The sequence below is a fragment of the Streptomyces tendae genome (genome assembly GCF_008632955.1).
In the GTDB taxonomy this organism is placed as follows: Bacteria; Actinomycetota; Actinomycetes; order Streptomycetales; family Streptomycetaceae; genus Streptomyces.
In genome coordinates, this window is sequence record NZ_CP043959.1 from 4,456,880 (window position 1) to 4,478,610 (window position 21,731).

Sequence of the window (21,731 nt, forward strand, 5' to 3'; positions counted from 1 at the left end):
GGGCCATGCGACCATACGATTACATCGATGTAAATGGCGATGGCGGGAAGTTTTCGGCACGGCCCTCCCCCGCCGACGGTCCCGCCCCGAGGGGCTGCCGTTACGATCCCGGAGGCGGCAGGGAGGGCGAGAAGGGAAGCATGGGCAGGCCCAGGATCAAGGACGTCGCGGAGTACGCGGGCGTCTCGGCGAAGACGGTGTCCAACGTCCTCAACGACTACGAGCACGTCTCCGAACGGACCCGGACCGCGGTGCGCGAGGCCATCGACGCTCTCGGCTACCGGGTCAACATCGCGGGACGTCAGCTGCGCCGGGGCCGGACGGGGGTGATCGCGCTGGCCGTGCCGGACCTGGACATCGCCTACTTCGCCGAGCTGGCCAAGCACGTCATGGCCGAGGCCGAACGGCAGGGAAGCACCACGCTGCTGCTGGAGACCGGCGGCCGGCGCGAGAAGGAACTCGCCGCCGTGCAGGGCTTCGACGCCCAGTTCACGGACGGGGTCATCCTCTCGCCGCTCGCCCTGCTGCCGCGCGACCTGGAGGGCCGGGACACCCGGCTGCCGCTGGTGCTGCTCGGCGAGTGCAACCTGCCCGGCAGCGCGGACCACGTGGCGATCGACAACGTGGCGGCGGCCCGTGAGGCGACCGCGCACCTGCTGGCGCGGGGCCGGCGCCGCATCGCGGTGGTCGGCGGCGATCTGCGGGGCACGCACAACACCGGGCGGCTGCGCACGGTCGGCCACCGCCAGGCACTGACCGAGGCCGGCCTGGCCGTGTCCGAGGAGCTGATCCTGCCGGTGCCCGCGTTCCGCTGGGCCGACGGCGCCGCCGCCGCGCGCACCCTCATGCGGCTGCCGGAGCCGCCGGACGCGCTGCTCTGCCTCAACGACCACCTGGCCCTCGGCGCGGTGCGCGCCCTGCACGAGGACGGCTGGTCGGTGCCGGGCGACGTGGACGTGGTCGGCTTCGACGACATCGAGGCCACCCGGTACAGCATCCCGACGCTCACCACGGTCGCCCCCGACAAGCCGGGCATCGCCCGCCGGGCGGTGGAACTGCTGCGGGCCCGCATCGAGGCGGCCGGCCCCGGCGGCCCGGCAGTCGACGAGACGGCGGGTCACCGGCTGATCGTGCGGGAGAGCTCGGGCGGGTGACGGGGCCGCCCACGGGGTGGGCGGCCCCGTCCGGCGCGACGCCCCGGGCAGCCGGGCCCGGCCGCCACCGGCGAGGGCCCGCGGTCATGGGGGAGGTGAGAGAAACGGCGGTGTGGTCGGTCGCTCACGGGACCGGTTCCGTCCCGCGCCGGAGGCGGAAGCGGGGCGGTCGGTAGCGCCCGCACGACGCCTCCCGCGCCGTCGTCCCACGCCTTGTCAGCGTCCGGTGACGGCGTGTATAACGTTGTAAAACTTGAGCCCAGCGGCTCGGCACACGACTCATGGTGACGGCACCGCATCCGCACCGGCCAACCGAGTCGGGCCGCTCACGAAGGGAATGCCGTGCGGGTCAGCCTCAAGGACGTCGCCGCGCACGCGGGGGTCTCCATCAAGACCGTCTCGAACGTGGTGAACAACTACCAGCACGTCACGCCGGCCATGCGCGAGCGGGTCCAGCGGTCCATCGACGCGCTCGGCTACCAGCCCAACCTCGCCGCCCGCCACCTGCGGAAGGGCCGTACGGGCATCATCGCGCTCGCCCTGCCCGAGCTCGGCAACCCGTACTTCGCCGAGCTGACCGCCTCCGTCATCGACGCGGCGGCCCAGCACGACTACATCGTGCTGCTCGACCACACCGGCGGATCCCGCGACCAGGAGCTGCTGGTGAGCCAGGGCTTCCGGGCCCGGGTCATCGACGGACTGATCCTCAGTCCCATCGAGCTGCGGACCGAGGACCTGCGCGACCGCGACCAGGACGTGCCGCTGGTGCTGCTCGGCGAGCGGGACTACGACCTGCCGTACGACCACATCGCGATCGACAACGTGGCCGCCGCCCGTGACGCCGTACGGCACCTGATCGGCCTCGGGCGCCGGGAGGTGGCGTTCATCGGGGCGCGGCGTGATCGCAGCGAGCCGGCCCAGCTCCGCGTCCGCGGCTGGCGCGAGGAGCTGACGGCGGAGGGGCTGCCCGCGGACGAGGGGCTGGTCGCGGCCGTCGACGGCTGGGGGCACGCCGACGGCGCGCGGGCGATGCGGCACATCCTGGACAGCGGCCGCCGGCCGGACGCGGTGTTCGCCTACAACGACCCGATGGCGATCGGCGCGATGAGGGTGCTGCACGAACGGGGACTGAGAGTGCCCGACGACATCGCGGTGGTGGGCTTCGACGACGTGATCGAGGGCCGTTTCGGCGCGGTCACCCTCACCTCGGTGTCACCGGACAAGGCCGCCATCGGCCGCCTCGCGGTGGAGTCGGTGCTGGCCCGCCTGGGCGACCGGGCCCCGGAGCCGCGGCGCATCTGGGCGGACTACCAACTGGTCGAACGAGAAAGCACCTTGGGCCGCCCGGCGGCGGGCGTACGGCCGGACTGACCTGCCGTACGCGCCCGCTCGACTTCCTCCCCCGCGCCGCCGGCTTCGCTCTCACGTGCGGGACACGTATGGCCGGGCACCCGGAGTCCCGGTCCCTTCAACCCGCCGCACTCGCGGCGTACTTCACGCACCGTCACCGCACGCGCTTACCGTGAGGCGCGCCTTCGGCGTGGGCGCGAAACCCCCGTGACGCCCCTTCCGCTCCGCCCGTCCGGACCTTGTGCACGAGGGGTTTACAGCTTCCTTCCAACGATGTAAAACCTCCTTGGCGGCGCACCGGACGCCGTTGTGCACAGGGGGAGCAGCTCCACCGCCCGCGTCCTTCGGCTCCCCAGTTCCCTTTCAGCGTCACCCGGATCGGGGTCACCATGCAGCGCACCACTCACCGTTCCCTCCTCCTCGCCCGTCCCGTGGTCGTGGCCCTGGCCGCCTCCGTGGCCCTCACCGCGACCTCCTGCGCCAAGTCGGAGGACGACGCGGCGGACGGCAAGAAGCCCACGGCCGCGGCCGACGCCGGCCAGAAGGTGGCCGAGCCGAAGCCGGGCAGCAAGACCTGCACCGTCGACGCCTACGGCGGCAAGAAGATCGACCTGAAGGGCGCCACGGTCGGCTTCTCCCAGTCGGAGAAGGAGGCCAACCCCTTCCGCATCGCCGAGACGCAGTCCATCAAGGACGAGGCGGCCAAGAGAGGCGTCAAGCTACTCACGGCCAACGCCCAGTCGCAGTTCTCCAAGCAGATCAGCGACGTGCAGGACCTGCTCGCCAAGGGTGCCGACCTCCTCGTCATCGCCCCGCTGAACTCCGACGGCTGGGACCCGGTGCTGCAGGCCGCCGCCGCCAAGAAGGTCCCGATCGTCACCATCGACCGCAAGATCAACGCCACCCCCTGCAAGGACTACGTCTCCTTCATCGCCTCGGACTTCGTCGAGCAGGGCCGCCGCGCCGCCGACCAGATGATCGAGGCCACCGGTGGCAGGGGCGAGGTCGCCATCCTGCTCGGCTCGGCCGGCAACAACGTCACCACCGAGCGCACCAAGGGCTTCAAGGAGCGGGTCGCCGAGAAGGCCCCCGGCCTGAAGGTGGTCTTCGAGCAGACCGGCGACTTCGCCCGGGAGAAGGGCCAGCAGGTCACCGAGCAGCTCATCCAGTCCAAGCCCGGCATCAAGGGCATCTACGCGGAGAACGACGAGATGGGCCTGGGCGCGGTGGCCGCGCTGAAGGGCGCCGGCAAGAAGGCGGGCGACGTCAAGATCGTCACGGTGGACGGCACCCGCAACGCCGTCCAGGGCGTCGTGGACGGCTGGATCAGCGGCGTCGTCGAGTCCAACCCGCGGTTCGGTCCGCTGGCCTTCCAGACCCTCGACGACTTCACCCAGGGCAAGGAAGTCCACCAGGACATCATCATCCAGGACGGCGCCTACGGCCCGGACAACGCCGAGCAGGACCTCGGCAAGGCCTACTGAGCCTGTCGGCCGGGGGCCCGGCCCCCGGGCCCCCGTCCGTCCGTCACCCCTTTTTCATCCTGGAGGCACAGGTGGCTCCCCCCGCCGAAGTCCTCGCCGTCCGCGGACTGAGCAAGACGTTTCCCGGCGTCCGGGCCCTGGACGACGTGGACCTGACCCTGCACGCCGGTGAGGTCCACGCCCTGATCGGCGAGAACGGCGCCGGCAAGTCGACCCTCATCAAGCTCCTCACCGGGGTGTACCGGCCCGACGCCGGTGACATCGTTTTCCAGGGGCGCGAGGTCTCCTTCGCGACCCCGCTGGAGGCGCAGAAGGCCGGCATCTCGACGATCTACCAAGAGGTCAACCTCATCCCGCTGCTGAGCGTGGCCCGCAACCTGTTCCTGGGCCGCGAGCCGCGGAACCGTTTCGGCCTGCTGGACTTCGCCCGTATGCACCGCGAGGCCGAGGAGACCCTGAGCGCCTACGGCGTCCGGGTCGACGTACGGCGGCCGCTGCGCAGCCTCGGCGTCGGGGCCCAGCAGATGGTCGCGCTGGCCCGGGCCGTGGCGAGCGAGGCGCGCATCGTCATCATGGACGAGCCGACCTCGTCCCTCGAACCGCGGGAGGTCGAGACGCTGTTCTCGGTCATCCGCCGGCTGCGCGACGAGGGCATCGCCGTCGTCTACGTCAGCCACCGGCTCGACGAGCTGTACGCCGTGTGCGACACGGTCACCGTGCTGCGCGACGGCCGGCGCGTCCACCACGGCCGCCTGGCCGACCTGGACCGGCTCTCCCTGGTGTCCACGATGCTGGGCCGGGAGCTGGGCGAGGTGCGGTCGCAGGGACTGACGAAGTTCACCGGTGACCACCACGCCACCGACACCCGGCCGGTGCTGGAGGCGACGGACCTGACGGTCCCCCACCAGCTGCACGGCGTGTCGGTCAGTATCCGGCCGGGCGAGGTCGTGGGCCTCGGCGGGCTGCTCGGCTCCGGGCGCACCGAGACCGCGAAGGCCATCTCCGGTGCGCTGGCGACGAGTTCGGGCCGGGTGACGGTGGCCGGGGTGCCCCTGCGCGGGGGTTCCACACCGGCCGCGATCCGGGCGGGCGTCAGTCTGCTGCCGGAGGACAGGAAGAGCGAGGGCATCGTGCCCGGGCTGTCGGTCCGCGAGAACATCTCACTGGCCGTGCTCCCCCGGCTCTCCCGCTTCGGACTGGTCTCCGAGGCCCGCGTCGACAGCATTGTGAACACCTTCGTCGAGCGGCTGCGCATCAAGGCGTCATCGCCGCAGCAGAAGGTCGGTGAACTCTCCGGCGGCAACCAGCAGAAGGTGCTGCTCGCCCGCTGGCTGGCGATGAACCCGAAGGTGCTGCTCCTGGACGAGCCCACCCGGGGCATCGACGTCGGCGCCAAGGCCGAGGTGCAGAAGCTCGTGGACGAACTGGCCGCCGACGGCCTGGGCGTCCTGCTCATCTCCTCCGACCTGGAGGAACTGATCGAAGGGTCCGACCGCGTGGTCGTACTGAAGGACGGTGCCGTCGTCGGCGAGCTGACCGGCGACGAGGTCACCGAGGACAAGCTGATGCGGACCATCGCCGGACACTCCCCGGACGGGGACGCGGTCGAGGAGGCGGCCACCGATGGCTGAAGCCGCACTCAAGACCGTCCCGCTGGACAAGGCCCGCGCCCTGCAGTGGCTGCAGAAGTACGGCGTGTACGCCGGCGTGGCGCTGCTGCTGGTCGTCAACATCGCCATCACGCCGCACTTCCTGTCCGCGGAGAACTTCCGCACCCAGGCCGTGCAGGTGGCGCCCGTCATCATCGTCGCGCTGGGGATGGCCCTGGTCATCGGCACCGAGGGCGTCGACCTGTCGGTGGGTGCCGTGATGGCGCTGGCGGCCTCCGTAACCGCCCTCTACCTGGGCTACGGCCTGGTGCCCGCGCTGCTCGTGGTGGCGGTGTTCGCCGCCGCGGTCGGGCTGGCGAACGGGGCGCTGGTGGCGCTGGTCGGGGTGCAGCCCATCGTGGCGACACTCGCCCTGATGGTGGGCGGGCGTGGCGTGGCCCTGGTGCTGCTGCCACAGCTCGAGGACCTGCGCAACCCGCAGCTGGCGTCGCTGGGTTCCGGTGACGTGCTGGGGATCCCGTACCTCATCCTGATCGCCGCCGCGCTGGCGCTGCTGGTGGCGTTCGTGGTGCGCCGCACCACCTTCGGACGGCAGCTACTCGCCATCGGCGACAGCCGTCCGGCCGCGCAGCTCGCCGGGCTGCCGGTGCGCCGCGTGCTGATCCTCGTGTACGTGATCTGCGCGCTGCTCGCCGCCGTGGCGGGGGTGCTCGCCACGGCGCGGCTGCAGGCCAGTGACCCGACGTCGCTGGGCAACCTGATGGAGCTGTCCGCCATCACCGCCGTCGTGGTCGGCGGGACGCCGCTCACCGGCGGCCGGGTCAACATCGCCGGGACGGTGGCGGGCGCGGTCCTCATCCAGCTGCTCACCGCCACCCTGATCAAGCACGATCTGCCGCCCTCGTGGACGCAGATCGCGCAGGCCGTAGTGATCGTGGCCGCGGTCTACGCGGCGCGGGGACGGGGGAAGCGATGACCGTCACGAAGACGCAGGCGCCGGTGAGCGTGGACGACGGCAGCCGGCCTGCGGGCGACGGGCCCGTGGGGCCGGCGCGGTCCGAGCGGCTGACCGCCCTGGTCCAGCAGCACGGCGCGCTGGCGGTGCTGGTGATCGTCTCCCTGGTGGCGACGTTCAGCTTCAACTCGTTCGCCACGGGCGACAACGTCAGTAACATGGCCACGAGTTCGGCGTTCCTGGCGATCGTCGCGCTCGGCATGACGTTCGTGATCATCACCGGGGGCATCGACCTGTCGGTCGGCTCGCTGTTCGCGCTCGGCGGCGTTCTCGCGGCCTGGGGTTCCCGGCACGGGACGCTGGTGGCGCTGCTGCTGCCGCTGGTGGTGTGCGGCGCGATCGGCGTGGTCAACGGCCTGCTGGTGGCCCGCTCCCGCCTGGCGCCGTTCATCGTCACCCTGGCGGCCATGCTCGGCGCCCGGGGGCTGATGCTGGCGATTACCGACGAGGGCGCCGACACCTATCTCATCGGCAAGGGCTCGTTCCTGGCCGAGCTGGGGCAGGGCAGCACGCTCGGCCTGGGCAACCCGGTGTGGATCATGCTGGCACTGTTCGTCGCCGGGGCGGTCGTGCTGCGCCGGACGCGGTTCGGACAGCACGTCTACGCGGTCGGCGGCAACGAGGACGCGGCGGCGCTGATGGGCGCCCCGGTGGCACGCACCAAGATCCTCGTCTACGCGCTGTCCGGGGTGCTGGCGGGCCTCGCCGGGGCGCTGAACGCCGCCTGGCTCGCCTCCGGGGTGACCATCCTCGGCAACGGCATGGAGCTGGAGGCCATCTCCGCCGTCGTCATCGGCGGCACGCTGCTCACCGGAGGGCTCGGCTACGTCAGCGGGTCGCTGGTCGGGGTGCTGCTGCTGAAGGTGATCCAGAACGTCATCAACCAGATCGGCTCGCTGGACTCCTCCTACCAGCAGGTCGTCAGCGGTGCCTTCCTGGCCGTGGTGGTCGTCGCCCAGACATGGCTGGGGCGCCGACGGCAACTGCTGTAGACCCCGGACGCGGTGGCGGGTTGCCTCCGGCTCCCGCCGCCGCGTCCGGTACGGCGGCCGGTCACGCTCCTCGCGCGGCCGGCCGCTTCTCGCACGCGCACGTCTCCCACCCCCACTTCCCGAGGAGTGACGATGCGTAGGACACCCGCACCCGTCCCACCCGCCGCCCGCCCGAGACCGCGGTGGACGGCGACCGTTCTGGCGGTGCTGGCCCTGCTGGCCGGCACCGCCCTCACCGTCCCCGGGGCCGCGACCGCGGCACCCGCGGCGTGGACGCCGAAGCCCGCGCCGATGACCACGCCCTGGACGAACCAGGTCCCCGTCGACACCCCGCTGCCGGAGTATCCGCGCCCACAGCTCACCCGCCCCGACTGGGCGAACCTCAACGGCGTCTGGGACTTCGCCGTCACCGCGGCGAACGCCGGCCGGCCCGCCGCGTTCCCGGAGCAGATCCGGGTGCCGTTCGTCGCCGAGTCGGCGCTGTCCGGCATCCAGCGCCGTATCACCCAGAACGACAAGCTCTGGTACAAACGCACGTTCACCGTCCCGGCCGGCTGGGACGGCCGGCGCGTCCAGCTGCACTTCGGCGCCAGTGACTGGCGCACCACCGTGTGGGTCAACGACCGGCAGGCGGGAGCCGTGCACGACGGAGGCTACGACGCCTTCTCGTACGACATCACCGACCTGCTGAACCGGGGCGGCTCCAACACGATCGTCGTCTCCGTGTGGGACCCCACCCAGAACGGCACCCAGGCGGTCGGCAAGCAGCGGCTGAACGACGTCACCCCGCACCCGGGTGGTGGCATCTTCTACACGGCCGCCTCCGGCATCTGGCAGACGGTGTGGCTGGAGCCCACGTCGGCGGCGCACATCACCCGGCTCGACATGGTGCCCGACCTCACCAACAGCCGGCTCAAGGTGACCGTGCGGGGCGCCGGGACGAGCGGACACCAGGCCCGCGTGACCGTGTCCTCCGGCGGCACCACGGTCGGCACGGCCACCGGTCCCGTCGGCACGGAGTTCACCGTCCCGGTGCCGAACGCCCACCGGTGGACACCCGACGATCCCTTCCTCTACGACGTGCGCGCCGACCTGCTGTCCGGCTCGGCGACGGTCGACACGGTCGGCAGCTACACCGGCATGCGCACCGTCGGTCTCGCCCGGGTGGACGGCGTCCTGCGGCCCGTGCTCAACGGCCGGTTCGTGTTCCAGACCGGCACACTCGACCAGGGCTACTGGCCGGACGGCATCTACACCGCTCCGACGGACGCGGCCCTGCGGTTCGACCTGCAGAAGCACAAGGACCTGGGCTTCAACATGGTGCGCAAGCACATCAAGGTGGAGCCGCAGCGCTGGTTCCACTGGGCCGACCGGCTCGGGCTCCTCGTCTGGCAGGACATGCCGTCCATGGAGCGCACTCCGGACGCCGCGGCGCGCGCGCAGTGGGAGACCGAGTACGACCGCGTCATCGACCAGCACCGCAGCTCCCCCGCGCTGGTCATGTGGGTCAACCAGAACGAGGGCTGGGGCCAGTACGACCAGGCGCGCATCGCGAACGAGGTGAAGGCGTACGACCCGTCGCGCCTGGTGGACAACATGAGCGGGGTCAACTGCTGCGGTGCCGTCGACGGCGGGAACGGCGACGTCGTCGACCACCACGTCTACGTCGGACCCGGCACGACGGTGCCCAGCTCCACCCGGGCCGCGGTGCTCGGCGAGTACGGCGGGCTCGGCTTCGAGGTCACGGGTCACGAGTGGTACCCGGGCGGCGGCTTCAGCTACGAGGACCAGCCGGACCTCACCCATCTGAACAACCGGTTCGTCGGGCTCCTCGACGGCATCCGCGAGGTGCGCCTGCCCCGTGGCCTGTCCGCCGCGGTCTACACCGAGATCACCGACGTGGAGAACGAGGCGAACGGCCTGCTCACCTACGACCGCCAGGTGGTCAAGGTGGACGAGGCACGGGTCCGGGCGGCCAACCGGGCCCTGATCGACGCCTCACGCTCACCGGCCGCCCCGGTGACCCTGCCCGCCGGCCAGTTCAGGTCCCTGCGCGTCACCACACCCGGCTACACGGACCGCTACCTGCGCCACAGGGACGGTGCCGCCTTCACCGAGGTGGTGAGCGGCGGCAGCGGTGCGCTGCTGAAGGCCGACGCCACCTGGCGGATCGTTCCCGGCCTGGCGGACACCTCCTGCTACTCGTTCGAGTCGCGCAACTACCCGGGCGAGTACCTGCGGCACCGCAACTCGCGTGTGTACAAGGAGGGCGGCAGCGGTGACCTGTTCCGCGCGGACGCCACGTTCTGCCCCGTGCGCGGGGCCGACGGCGGGTTCCGGCTGTCCGCGTACAACTTCCCCGGACAGTATCTGCGCCACTACGACGCCGAGTTGTGGCTGGCGGTCCCGGGCGGGACGCGTGCCTACGACTCCCCCGTCCTGTTCACCGAGGACACGACGTGGGCGGTGGAGGCGCCCTGGACTCCCTGATCCGTACGCCGGCCCCGGAGTGACGGGCACGCGAGAGGGGGCGGACGCCGTGGCGTCCGCCCCCTCGTCGTTGCCGGTGTTACGGCCTCTCCGCCTGGTGGAGGGCGGTCACCTCCTCGGCGCTGAGCGCCTTGTCGTAGGCGTGGACCTCGTCCACGGAGCCGTTCCAGAAGTCGGTGTCGTCACCGTTCCACTTGGCGCGGCCCACCGCGAGGGGACCGGAGCCGACGTAGTGGGGACCGCCCGTGACCGTCGCCGCCTTCTGTCCGTCGACGTACAGCGTGATCTGGTTGGTGGCGCCGTCCCGGACACCCACCAGGTGGTACCAGCGGCCGAGTTCGGGCCGGGTCTCCAGGCGTGCCCGCTTGCCGTCGGGGGCGCTGAAGGCGAACGCGCCCTGACCGTACTGGAGGTAGAACGGGCTTGCCTGGCGCCGGCCGTCCTGGCTGACGGCGGTGGCGTAGTTGCCCGGCAGCGCGTCGAGGGTGACCCAGGCGGAGACCGTGTAACTTCCGGTGGTGTCGAGCACCGGCCCGTCGGTCTGGGCGAACTGCCCGCTGCCGTCGAACTTCAGCGCGCCGCCGTCGACCCCGGTGGTCCAGGTGGTGCCCGGGGTGAGCTTCAGCGCCTTGCCGTTCGGACCGTCGTCCTCGGCGGTGGAGCCGGTGCCCTCGTCGAGGGACCAGTGGCCGCCGCCCTTGAGCTGCTCCCTCTGACCGGCGGAGGCGCCGGCGGCGATCACCTTGAGGTTGATCTCCCGCACCTGCTTCGGGTCGACCTTGATCTCCCGGCGGTCGTACGTGTAGAGGCCGTTGAGCTCGTTCTCCAGGTCGGTGATCTGGGTGTACACGGATCCGGACAGTTCCGCGCCGGCCTGGTCGAGGTAGAACCTCTCGGTGTTCTCCACGTACTTGCGGGTCAGCGCCTCCTTGCTGTCCACGCCGCTGTAGATGACGGTGGGCGGGCCGGGCCACATGTGCCCCGGGGAGCGCAGGGTGAAGCCGCCGTGCTCGCCGTCCATCGCCGCGCGGTGGTCCGGGAAGGGCGGGTCCTCGTTGGTGTAGTCGTGGTGGTCGATGATGTCGCCCCGGCCGGAGTCACCCTTGCTGTTGCAGCAGTTGACCCCGCTGTGGGCGTTGACGACGCGGGAGGGGTCGGCGGCCTTGACGGCGTCGGTGAGCTTGCCGGTCTCCTCGCGGTTCCACTCGCCCCAGCCCTCGTTGAAGACGATCCAGCCGATGACGGAGGGCGAGTTGTGGTGCTGGCGCATCATCTCGCGGCCCTGGTCGACGAACGCCTTCTGACCGGTGGCGTTGGTGATGTTGCCGGAGACGAAGTCCTGCCAGACCAGCAGGCCGAGCCGGTCCGCGTGGTAGAACCAGCGCGGCGACTCCACCTTGATGTGCTTGCGGACGGCGTTGAAGCCGAGTTGCTTGTGCGCCTTCAGGTCGAACGCCAGGGCGTCGTCGCTGGGTGCGGTGTAGAGCCCGTCGGGCCAGAAGCCCTGGTCCAGGGTGGCGAGGGAGAAGACGGGCTTGCCGTTGAGGACGAGCTTCCTGTAACCGCCCACGTCCTCGATGCCGATCTTCCGCATCCCGAAGTAGCTGTCGACGGTGTCGGTGGAGCGGCCGTCCTTCAGCGTGACGTCGAGGTCGTAGAGGTAGGGGTCGTCCGGGCTCCACAGGTGCTGACGGGCGACCGGCAGGCGGAGCTTCTTGTTGGCGGGGCCGGACACCTTGCCGACGACCTTGCCGCGGTGGTCGCGGGCGACGGCCTCGACGCGTGCCGTGGCGGACGCGCCGGCGGACTCGACGGTCACGGCGAGCGACCTGGTGTCGATGTCCGGCGTCGTGACGACGTTGTCGATGGACGTCTCGGCGACGGGTTCCATCCACACGGTCTGCCAGATGCCGGAGGACTGGGTGTACCAGATGCCGCCGGGGCTCGTGGACTGCTTGCCGAGCGGCTGGTCGGCGCCGCCGGTGTCGGTGACGGCGACGACGATCTCCTGGGGGCCCTTGTTCGTGAGCGCGTCGGTGATGTCGGCGCTGAACGCGTTGTATCCGCCGCGGTGTTCGGCGACCTTCTTGCCGTTGACCCAGACGCGGGCCTGGTAGTCGACGGCGCCGAAGTTCAGCTTGAGTCGTTCCTTGCCGCTCCTGCCGACCTTCCAGTTCTTCGGCACGTCCACGAGCTTGCGGTAGAACATGTGGTCCTCGTGCCGCTCGATCCCGGAGAGCTGCGACTCCACCGGGAACGGCACGACGATCCTCTCGTCGAGGTTCTTGCCGAAGACGGGCTGCTCCCCCGCCTTCGCGGCGCCGAACTGCCACGGGCCGTTGAGGTTCTTCCACTGCTTGCGGACCTGCTGGGGGCGCGGGTATTCGGGCAGCGGGTTGTTCTTGTCCACCTTGTCGCCCCACGGGGTGGTGAGGCGGTGGGTGGAGACGTTCTCGGCGTAGCGGGCCACACGGGGCACGGTCTCGCCGCCGGCCTTGAGGCCGCCCTCGCCGTCGTAGACGACGCGGACCGTCTGGTTCTTCTGGATCGCCTCGGAGAGGGTGACCTGGAGGGAGTTGCGGTCACCGGGGACGGTCTTCACCGACGTGATCGGCATGGCCGTGGTGTCGGCCTCGACCTTGAGGTGCTCGGCCGCCCGCGCGAGGTCGCTCACCCGGCCGCCGAAGCGGGCGCGCAGCGTGCGTCCGTCCTGACCCACGGTCAGTTCGACGGGGTAGACCTCGAAGTCGGCGGGCGGGGTGAACGCCGTCATGGGGACGAGCTGTTTGGGGAGCGTCGGCGTCGACCAGCGCAGGAACATGTTCGCCCCGCCGACGTCCTGGAACATCTCCATACGGAAGTCGTACTTCTTGCCGGCCGTCAAGGTGACCGGGGCGCTGGTCTGCTCGCGGTCCCAGTCGGGCTCCCAGTGGTCGATGACCGGCTCGCCGTCGATGAAGAGACGGAAGCCGTTGTCGCCGATGGCGTAGAAGGTGTAGTCGTCGGTCTTCGGCACCTCGATCTGGCCGGTCCACCGGGCGGTGGTGTGCTCCGTCCGCCCGGTGAGCTCCTCGAACGTGCCGGTCAGGCCGGCGAGGTTGATCTGCGGCTCGAGCTGGGTGCCACCGAGTTCGGCGAAGTCCCGGGCGCCGGGCGCCGACATGCGGAAGTACTCGCCCTTCAGCCCGTGCACCGTCACGTCGCTGTCGGCGGCCCGGGCGGCGGACGCGCCGTCGGCTGCCGGTGCCGCGGCCGTCGCCGCGGGTGCCAGGGCGCCCGTGGACAGGGCCAGGGCTGTCACGGTCAGCACGGCCCACCATCTGGACCGCGGGCGGGGGTGTTGTCTGGTCATCGAACCTTTCCTCGCGCTGGGGGCATGGGGCCACGGCGGAACGGGGGTGGCCGTCAGCTCCGCCGGGAGTTATTCCAACGTTGGAAATCCGGTGTGCAGCGGAATGACAACACGAGGTGCGGCGGCTGTCCAGGCTTTGCGCAGAGGTGACTGTGCGTCAACAGCGGCCGGGCTTGCGGATGGTGAAGCGAACGCCACCGGCCGCCCCCCAGGAGAGGGCGGCCGGTGGCGAGGAGGGCCAGGTTCCATGGACGGCCGGGCGCGGGGAGGGGCGGCCGGGCCCCAAGGGCGGCCGGGCCAGGTCAGCTCGCGGCGTCGGCGAAGGGGCCGCCGTCCGCGAAGGCGTGGGCGGCGAAGCGCTCGCCGATGCGGCGGTGGGCGGCGGCGTCGGGGTGCAGCCGGTCCGGCAGCGGCAGTTCGGCGTGGTCCGCCTCGCCGTACAGCACGCGGCCGTCGACATGGTGGAGGTGCGGGTCGTCCTTCGCGCGCTCCTCCACGATGCGTGCCAGCTCCTCGCGCACCACGTTCAGCGTCAGCTTGCCCTCGGCCCGCTCCTCCGGGTCGCCGGACGCGGTGAACGACAGCTTCCCCTCGGCGAGCCGGCTGAAGTCGAAGGCCGTGGGGCCGGGGGTGTCCTCGTGGATGGGGCACAGGATCGGTGAGACGACCAGCAGCGGGGTGTCGGGGTGACCCTCCCGGACCGTGTCAAGGAAGCCGTGCACGGCGGGACCGAACGCGCGCAGCCTCATCACGTCGCCGTTGACGAGGTTGATGCCGATCTTCAGACTGATCAGGTCGGCCGGTGTGTCGCGTATGGTCCGGGCGACGAACGGGTCGAGCACGGCGCTGCCGCCGAAGCCCAGGTTGACCAGTTCCACCCCGCCGGCCGCTGCGGCGAGCGCGGGCCAGATGGTGGTGGGGCTCGCGGCGTCGGAGCCGTGGCTGATGGAGCTGCCGTAGTGCAGCCAGGTCCGTCGGTTCGAGGGCGGTGCCGGCTCCACCGGGGCGTCGGTGCGCAGGGCGACGAGCGCGGTGATCTCGTTGTACGGCAGCCAGATCTCCACCGTCTTGTCGCGGTCGGCCAGGCCGTCGAAGCGCACGCCGCCCGCGGGCCCGGAGTTCATCTCGGCGTTCCCGGTGGACATGTCGATGGTGACGGTGTTGCCGCCGGTCGCGGACGTCTGTCCCGCGTGCTCGCCGTCGACGACCAGGTCGTACCGGCCGTCCGGGCGGGGCGGGGCACCCACGTAGACGCGCTTGGTGGGGACCGTGTCGAGTTCGACGACCGTGGCCCGGCTGCGGAAGACCAGGCGGACACCGGAGGGCTGGGACTCGGCCATGGCGAGCTGTCCGTCGGTGTTCTGCGCGCGCGCCCAGGCGGGCAGGCGGTGCGGCAGCAGACCGTCGGGTGTCTGCTCCAGATCGAGGGCGCCGCGCACGAGGTCCGCGGTGACGGGAGTGGTGTGGGCAAGGGGTGCGGAGGGCATGTCTCGGTCCGTCCGTGGTGGGGGTGGATGGGTGAGAGGGGGCACCGCGGGGTCAGGACGCGGGCGGCCAGGTGCGCAGGAGGGCGTCCAGCGCGTCGAGGACGCGGGACCATGTCTCCTCGGTGTCGGGGGCGCTGTGGCTGAAGCCGCCGCCCATCTCGATGCTGACGTAGCCGTGGAAGACGCTGCCCAGCAGGCGGACGGCGTGGGTCTGGTCCGGTTCGTCCAGGTCGTAGCCGCGCAGCAGGGCCCGGGTCATCCGGGCGTGCCGCACTCCCGCGCTGGCCGCGGCGGTCTCCGGGTCCAGCCGGAACTGGGCCGCCGCATAGCGGCCGGGGTGCTCCCGGGCGTAGTCGCGGTAGACGTTCGCCAGGGCGACCAGGGCGTCCTTGCCGGCCCGTCCGGCCAGCGCGTCGGCGGCGCGGTCGGCCAGCTCCTCCAGGGCGAGGAGCGCGATGCGGGTCTTGAGGTCGTGCGAGTTCTTCAGGTGCGAGTACAGGCTCGCCACCTTGACGTCGAAACGCCGGGCGAGCTCCGAGACGGTCACCTGGTCGAACCCCACCTCATCGGCGAGTTCCGCCCCCGCTCTCGTCAGGCGTTCGGTGGTCAGTCCTGCGCGCGGAACCATAGCCATCCTTTCCTTCGGCTATAGCGAGTATGTCCCTACCTAAAGGTTTTAGGCAAAACCCGTACCGGTGAAGCCGCTCACACGCAGTGCGGGGGAACCCTCTGGTCCCCCACCCATCGGCGATCGGCGTTTCGGCCACCCGCCGCGCCTCGGGAGGCCGCGTGATCCAGGCACTCGTACCCGCGCCACCGCGTCCCGCACGGGCAGGACGTCGTCCGAAACACGTGTGTTCGATACCGGCGGCCTCCTCGTTGAGCCGGGTGCCGTCGCCCTCACCCCTCGGACCAGCAGGGAGAAGTGCCGTGACCCGACCGACCGCCCAGGCCGTTCCGCCCCCGCCGCCCGCCGAGATCACCTTCTCGGGACACCACTCCGTGAACCCGCTCGGCCAGGTCGGCTTCCGCGCCCTGTGCTCCCAGCTCCCCTCGGTGCTGCGGCGGATCTGCGCCATGGCGTGGCGGACCGACCGCCGGGCCGTGCTGCTGCTCCTCGCCTGCCAGTTGGTGACCGGCGTGTCCGCGGCCCTCCTGCTGACCGCGACGGCCAGGGCGATGGGCCCGCTGCTCGGCCCGGGGGCGGTCGAGGACCGGCTGCGCGGTGCGCTGCCGGCGCTGGTCGTCGTCGCGGCGGCGAGCGCCGTCGCCCGGGCGTCGGTCGCGCTGGCCACGTACGCCGAGCGGCGGATCACCCCGCGGCTGACCACGGAGACCGACTGCGCGCTGGTCGAGGCCGTGTGCCGGGTGGAGGCCGAGGCGTACGCCGTGGACGGTTTCGCCGACCGTCAGGAGGCCGCCGAGATGGGCGTGATGCGCACGCACGTCATGGTGACGGACGCCCAGCGCTTCATGGCCGCGCTGATCAAGATGGTCACCGCCGGCGGCGTCCTGTCGGTGCTGAACCCGCTGATGCTGCCGCTGCTCCTGCTGGCCGTCGCCCCGGCGGGCGCGGGAGCCGTCCTCACCGCCCGCGTCGACTACGAGATCCACTACGCGAACGTCGCCGACCGCACCGTGCGGGGCATGACCCGCTGGTGGGCGACCACCCCGAAGTACGCCGACGAGGTCCGCGCCAACGGCATGACGGACTACATCCTCCACTGGTACCGCGCCCTGTCCGAGCGGGTGGACCGGCGGTCGCTGTCCGCCGCCCCGCGCACCCTGCGGATCACCCTGCTGTCGTCCCTCGCGGGCGGCGGGTTCCTGGTGCTGACCTGGGGGATGCTCGCCTGGCTCGCGGCCACCGGGCGCATCGCCCCGGCCGTCGCCGCCACGGCGGTGATCGCCGTGCAGACGACGCTGGCCGCGCTGTCCCAGGTCGTCATGAACGGCGCGGCGGTGTTCCACACCAGCCTGTACCTCAGCGACATGCAGGCGTTCCTCGACGACGCCGCGGCGCGGGCCCCGCGGCGGGGTCGAAAAGAGCTGGGGACCCCGGTGGAGGAGATCCGCCTCGAGGAGGTCACCTACCGCTACCCGGGCAAGGAGAAGCCCGCCGTGGACGGCGTGTCGCTGACGCTGCGACGCGGCGAGATCCTCGCGGTCGTCGGCGTCAACGGGTCCGGCAAGAGCACCCTGACCCGGCTGATCACCGGCATCCACCTCGCGGACAAGGGCCGGGTCACCTGGAACGGCGTCGACCTCGCGGAGACCGACCCCGCGTGGGTGTGGCGCCGCACCGGTCTGGTGCCGCAGATCTTCGCCCAGTGGCCGCTGCGGGTCCGGGAGAACGTGACGCTCGGGCAGCCGCGCGGCGCGGGCGACGACGAGGTGTGGGAGGCGGTCGACGCGGTCGGGATGCGCGACGCGGTGGAGGGCCTGTCCCGCGGTCTCGACACGCTCCTGGCCCGGGAGATCTTCGGTGGCGCCGAACTGTCCGGCGGCCAGTGGCAGCGGCTCGCCTGTTCCCGGGCCCTGTTCCGGCGTCCGCCGCTGCTCATCCTCGACGAGCCGACGTCGCAGATGGACCCGCGCGGGGAGCACGGCATCTTCGAGCGGATCAAGGCGATCGCGGGCGACCGCATCACCATCGTGGTGACCCACCGCCTGGAGAACACGAGGATCGCCGATCACATCGTCGTCATGGAGCAGGGCCGCATCACCGAGCACGGCACCTACGACGATCTGGTCCACGCCGGGGGCACCTTCGCCGACCTGCTGCACTTGTCGCAGGACCGCTGAAACCCCCAGCGGGAAGGGCCGGCGACCGCCAGGGCTCAGGCGCCGCCGGCCTTCGTCGAGGGTTTGTCCTCGCTCAGCACCGGCGCACTGCGTACGAGGCGCAATGCCGTCGTCAGCAGCAGGCCGCCCACGACGTTGCCGAGGACCGCCCAGCCCAGCCATACCACCCAGTCGCCGTACCCGTAGGACGTGCCGCCGGCGTGCAGGCCTGCGAACGCGATCAGGGAGTCCAGGACGGAGTGCCAGAGTCCGAGCCCGGCGAGCACGAACGCCGCCGACACCGATGCGACGATCTTCCCGGTCATGGATTCGGTCCCCTGGTGCATGCGGGTCATGAGCGTGATGACGCCGCCGCCCAGCACGGCCAGGCAGAAGGTGCTCAGGGAGTACCCGCCGTCGACGAACTTCGCGCCTGTCTCGGCCGCCGTGCCGTGCAGATCCGGGAAGGCCCGCATCACGATCCAGACGAACGCCCATCCGCCGACCAGGTTCATCACCAGGACCGTCGCCCACATCCGCAGCAGGCCGAGCCAGGTGGCCGCGCCGGCAATCACGGTGGCGACGGGGACCAGGAAGCCTTCCGTGAACAGTTCGCTGTGCCCGAGCAGCAGGGCGATCAGCCCCACGGAGAAGGCCAGGCCGGCCAGGAGGTCACTGCCCGTCTCGTGCTGCACGAACAGCAGCGTCATGACGCCCACGCCCACGTCGATGCCGCCCAGCAGCGAGGTGGCCACCAGCGCGAGCCAGGTGCGGTGCAGACGTGGGCGCCCCTCCGCCACCATCCGTTCCGCGGCCTCGGCGACGCGCCGCTCCCCCGGGCCCTGCATGATCTGCTCGTCAGGCTCCATGGCGGTTCCCCGCTTCCGGCTTCCCTCGTCTCACGGACACGCCGGCGGCCCCTCGGGGGCCGCCAGGGCTGCCGTGTACCCCCGCACGTCCGTGCGTACCGCGTCATCGGTGCCGCGGTGGACGGGGCGGGCGGCCTGCTCCGTGTCAGTCGTCGAGCAGGGCCGTCGGCGTGTCGGGGAAGAGCCGGGTGAGTTCCAGGTCGGGCTTGAGCTCGGCGGCGAGGAGCAGCAGCCGCAGCGGCTGGGGGGCGAGGTTGGTCACCGTCGTCCTGCGGGGCGGATACTCCGGTGCCTGCTGCTCGAACAGCAGGTGAAGACCTGCGACGTCCATGAAGCGGGCGTGTTCCAGGTCCCAGACCAGTTCGGTCACGCTCGGCGGCAGCGTTGCGGCGGCGGCCCGGAGCGTGGGCAGTGTGTCGTAGTCGATGTCTCCGTGCACGGTGATCCGCGCGGTGGAGCCGTCGATCCGTGTGGTGAAGTGCATGGTGGGCAGCCCCCTTCAAGGGGGTGGTGAGCCCAAAGGCGATGCGCCCCGGTGGGGGGCAAGCCGACGATGGAGGGATCCGACTGCCCTGGAAGGGGGCGACGACCGGAGCCCCGAGCCGGCACCGTGACGCCGACCAGTCTCTTGTTCCCCCATCATGGCACGGTTGGTTGCCGACGACCTACGATGCCGACATGATCCGCCATTCGGATGATCCGCGACGACCTGCCCCGGCGTGCCGCCCATGACGCGGCGACGTGCGATTCTCAGCGGTTCGACGTTCGAGGAGCAGATCGGTTACGCCCGTGCCGTGGTCGACGGGGACCGCGTGCACGTGTCCGGCACGACGGGGTTCGACTACGCCACCATGACGATCTCCGACGACGTCGTGGAGCAGGCCGAACAGTGCCTGCGCAACGTCGGAGCCGCGCTGGCGGAGGCGGGGTGCGGTTTCGCCGACGTGGTGCGGGTGCGCTATCTGCTGCCGGACCGCGGGGACTTCGAGCCGTGCTGGCCGGTACTGCGTCGCTGTTTCGGGCAGGTGCGGCCGGCCGCGACCATGATGGTCTGCGGACTCGCCGATCCACGGATGAAGATCGAGATCGAGGTGGAGGCCCGGCGGGCCGACCCCGCCGGGTGACCGCCCGGTCCGTCAGCTCTCCGACGGGGTGAGCAGGACGAAGTCGGCCTGGAAGGGATCGAGGCACAGGGCCATCCGGCCGACCCCCTCCGCGTCCACGGGGCCCATCTGCACGCTGCCGCCCTTCCCGTTGACCTGGGCGACGGCCGCGTCGCAGTCGGCGACCGCGAACACCGGGTGCCAGTACGGCCGCCCGCCGGCCAGCGACAGGGCGTCCTCGCCGACCTGGAGCAGGCCGCCGTGCATCCGCTCCTCGGGCAGCCCGGACGGCGTGATCAGGGTGTAGGTGCCCTCGCCGCCCGGCATCGGCATGTCGCTGAACCGCCACCCGAGGACGTCGCCGTAGAACTGCCGGGACGCGGTCGCGTCGCTCGTGTACAGCTCGGTCCAGCACAGCGAGCCGGGCTCGTCGACCAGGTCGACGCCGGCGCTCTCCCTGGGCTGCCACACGGCGAACTGGCCGCCCAGCGGGTCGCTGTACTGCGCCATCCGGCCCCACTGCTCGATGTCCATCGGCGCGACGCGGACGGTGCCCCCGCCGCTCTCCACGGCCCGGGTCGTGGCGTCCGCGTCGGTGACGGTGTAGTAGATCATCCAGGCCGGCCGGGCGCCCTCCTCGGTGAGCTTGCCGAGGCCGGCGACCATCTTGCCGTCCTTGCGGAACATGCCGCCCTCGATATCCTCGTCCATCGGTTCGTAGTCCCAGCCGAGGACCGCGCCGTAGAAGGCGGCGGCGGCCGGGACGTCGGGGACGCCGAGGTCGAGCATGCAGGGCGAGCCGGGGGCGAAGTCAGTGGTGATCACCGCGAGGTCCTTTCGGAGCTTGCCAATGGCCTCAGCCTGCCACCGGGCGCCGGTACGCGCCCTCCGGCCTCGCCGTCCGGGCGTCCCGGACGGCGAGAACGACGGTGCTCCCACGCCTCCGGCTTCGACGGACCCGTGGTGAACGACAGGAGAAGCCGGGAGGGGGCAAGGGGTTCCGCTACTCCCCTCGGCCCGCGGCCCCCGTCCCGTGCGTCGGCTGGTCCGGGGGATGCACGGCGATGGCGATCTTGCCGCGAGGGCGGCTACGGCCCTCCCCGACGGAGCCGCCTTCCAGCAGTACGTGTGCCTGCGTGATCTCGGCCAGTGGCAGCACGGCGCCGATCACCGGTCGGAGTCGCCCCTGGTCGACCAGTCGGCCGAGGGCGTCGAGCTTCGCCCGGCCGGGACTGACGAAGACGAAATGGTAGGTCGCGTTCACGCCCCACGCGGCGAGCAGGTTCTGGGGTTCGGGGGTGTCCACGATGGACACCACGCGGCCCCGGTCGGCGAGGACATCCGGGCTGCGGCTGAGGGTGTCCCGGCCCACGGTGTCCAGGACGACGTGCGCCCCGCCCATCGCGCGGATCTGCGGCGCGTAGTCACCTGCCGAGAAGTCGATCGCGGTGTCGGCGCCGAGTTCGGTGACGAACTCGTGATCCCTGGTCCGCGCGGTGGTGATCACCTCGGCTCCGAGCGCGCCGGCGATCTGGACGGCGACCGAACCGACCCCGCCCGCTCCGCCGTGCACCAGGACCCGTTCCCCGGGCCGCACCCCGGCGCGTTCGACGAGCGCCTCCCACACCGTCATGCCGACGAGCACGAGACCGGCGGCCTCGATGTGCGACAACCCTGCGGGTTTGCGGGCGACCAGTGCCTCGTCGACCACATGGAACTCGGCATAGGTGCCCTGCCCGGCGAACATCGGTGCCAGGTACCAGACCTCGTCACCCGGCTCGAAACCATCTGCCCCGGGACCGGTCTCGACCACCACGCCGGACACATCGTTGCCGATCACCGCGGGCAACGCGACCTGGTCCTGGTAGTCGCCGCGCCGGGTCTGCAGATCGAGGGGGTTCACGGATGTGGCCATCACCCGCACCAGCACCTGGCCCGGCCCCGGAGAAGGCAGCGGCACCTCTCGGGCGGCGAACGCGGCCTTGGGGTCACCGAAGCGGACAAGTTCGATCACTCGCATCGAAGAGGACATGCGACAACC

16 protein-coding genes are annotated in these 21,731 nt (G+C 71.4%); 9 read left to right on the forward strand and 7 right to left on the reverse strand.

Annotated elements, in window-relative coordinates; all coding sequences use genetic code 11:
• Positions 1-140: 140 nt before the first annotated feature.
• The 7 genes from F3L20_RS20510 (at position 141) to F3L20_RS20540 (ending at position 10,095) form a co-directional block, all read left to right on the forward strand.
• A complete protein-coding gene (locus tag F3L20_RS20510) occupies positions 141-1,154 on the forward strand; it encodes a LacI family DNA-binding transcriptional regulator (protein ID WP_150155607.1) in 1,014 nt (337 codons plus the stop codon).
• Positions 1,155-1,496: 342 nt separating this feature from the next.
• Complete coding sequence (locus F3L20_RS20515) at positions 1,497-2,525, forward strand: LacI family DNA-binding transcriptional regulator (RefSeq protein ID WP_150155608.1); 1,029 nt, start codon at positions 1,497-1,499, stop codon at positions 2,523-2,525.
• Positions 2,526-2,893: 368 nt separating this feature from the next.
• A complete protein-coding gene (locus F3L20_RS20520; protein WP_150155609.1) occupies positions 2,894-3,988 on the forward strand; it encodes an ABC transporter substrate-binding protein in 1,095 nt (364 codons plus the stop codon).
• Positions 3,989-4,059: 71 nt separating this feature from the next.
• A complete protein-coding gene (locus F3L20_RS20525; RefSeq protein WP_150155610.1) occupies positions 4,060-5,619 on the forward strand; it encodes a sugar ABC transporter ATP-binding protein in 1,560 nt (519 codons plus the stop codon).
• Positions 5,612-6,574 carry an ABC transporter permease gene (locus F3L20_RS20530; RefSeq protein WP_145828325.1) on the forward strand — a complete coding sequence of 321 codons (963 nt, stop codon included), beginning with the start codon at positions 5,612-5,614 and terminating at the stop codon, positions 6,572-6,574. The genes F3L20_RS20525 and F3L20_RS20530 overlap by 8 nt, the downstream gene beginning before the upstream one ends.
• Positions 6,571-7,605 (forward strand): ABC transporter permease, encoded by a 1,035-nt coding sequence (locus tag F3L20_RS20535; protein WP_150155611.1) that lies wholly within the window; start codon positions 6,571-6,573, stop codon positions 7,603-7,605. The genes F3L20_RS20530 and F3L20_RS20535 overlap by 4 nt, the downstream gene beginning before the upstream one ends.
• A 132-nt stretch (positions 7,606-7,737) precedes the next feature.
• On the forward strand, positions 7,738-10,095 hold the full coding sequence (locus F3L20_RS20540; RefSeq protein ID WP_206338805.1) for an AbfB domain-containing protein: 2,358 nt from the start codon (positions 7,738-7,740) through the stop codon (positions 10,093-10,095).
• Between the two features lie 79 nt (positions 10,096-10,174).
• Here F3L20_RS20540 and F3L20_RS20545 read toward each other — a convergent pair whose 3' ends face one another.
• The 3 genes from F3L20_RS20545 to F3L20_RS20555 form a co-directional block, all read right to left on the reverse strand.
• The gene (locus tag F3L20_RS20545) at positions 10,175-13,447 is read right to left on the reverse strand and encodes a LamG-like jellyroll fold domain-containing protein (protein WP_150155613.1); all 3,273 of its coding nucleotides are present in this window, start codon (positions 13,445-13,447) and stop codon (positions 10,175-10,177) included.
• A 302-nt stretch (positions 13,448-13,749) separates the two neighbouring features.
• A complete protein-coding gene (locus F3L20_RS20550) occupies positions 13,750-14,934 on the reverse strand; it encodes a GDSL-type esterase/lipase family protein (protein ID WP_150155614.1) in 1,185 nt (394 codons plus the stop codon).
• 52 nt (positions 14,935-14,986) lie between these two features.
• Positions 14,987-15,562 (reverse strand): TetR/AcrR family transcriptional regulator, encoded by a 576-nt coding sequence (locus F3L20_RS20555; protein WP_150155615.1) that lies wholly within the window; start codon positions 15,560-15,562, stop codon positions 14,987-14,989.
• A 302-nt stretch (positions 15,563-15,864) separates the two neighbouring features.
• Here F3L20_RS20555 and F3L20_RS20560 point away from each other — a divergent pair, with 302 nt between their 5' ends.
• Positions 15,865-17,739, forward strand: coding sequence for an ATP-binding cassette domain-containing protein (locus F3L20_RS20560; protein ID WP_150155616.1), 1,875 nt, complete (start codon positions 15,865-15,867; stop codon positions 17,737-17,739).
• A 35-nt stretch (positions 17,740-17,774) separates the two neighbouring features.
• Here F3L20_RS20560 and F3L20_RS20565 read toward each other — a convergent pair whose 3' ends face one another.
• On the reverse strand, positions 17,775-18,587 hold the full coding sequence (locus F3L20_RS20565; protein WP_150155617.1) for a formate/nitrite transporter family protein: 813 nt from the start codon (positions 18,585-18,587) through the stop codon (positions 17,775-17,777).
• Positions 18,588-18,732: 145 nt separating this feature from the next.
• Positions 18,733-19,071, reverse strand: coding sequence for an STAS domain-containing protein (locus tag F3L20_RS20570; protein WP_150155618.1), 339 nt, complete (start codon positions 19,069-19,071; stop codon positions 18,733-18,735).
• A gap of 244 nt (positions 19,072-19,315) precedes the next feature.
• Between F3L20_RS20570 and F3L20_RS20575 the strand changes: the two genes are divergently transcribed.
• Entirely contained in the window at positions 19,316-19,711 is a 396-nt protein-coding gene (locus tag F3L20_RS20575; protein ID WP_150155619.1) for a RidA family protein, read from the forward strand.
• A 12-nt stretch (positions 19,712-19,723) separates the two neighbouring features.
• Here the strand turns inward: F3L20_RS20575 and F3L20_RS20580 are convergent, their stop codons facing one another.
• Entirely contained in the window at positions 19,724-20,515 is a 792-nt protein-coding gene (locus F3L20_RS20580) for a VOC family protein (protein WP_150155620.1), read from the reverse strand.
• A gap of 178 nt (positions 20,516-20,693) precedes the next feature.
• Positions 20,694-21,722, reverse strand: coding sequence for a zinc-binding dehydrogenase (locus F3L20_RS20585; protein ID WP_150155621.1), 1,029 nt, complete (start codon positions 21,720-21,722; stop codon positions 20,694-20,696).
• Between the last annotated feature and the right edge of the window lie 9 nt (positions 21,723-21,731).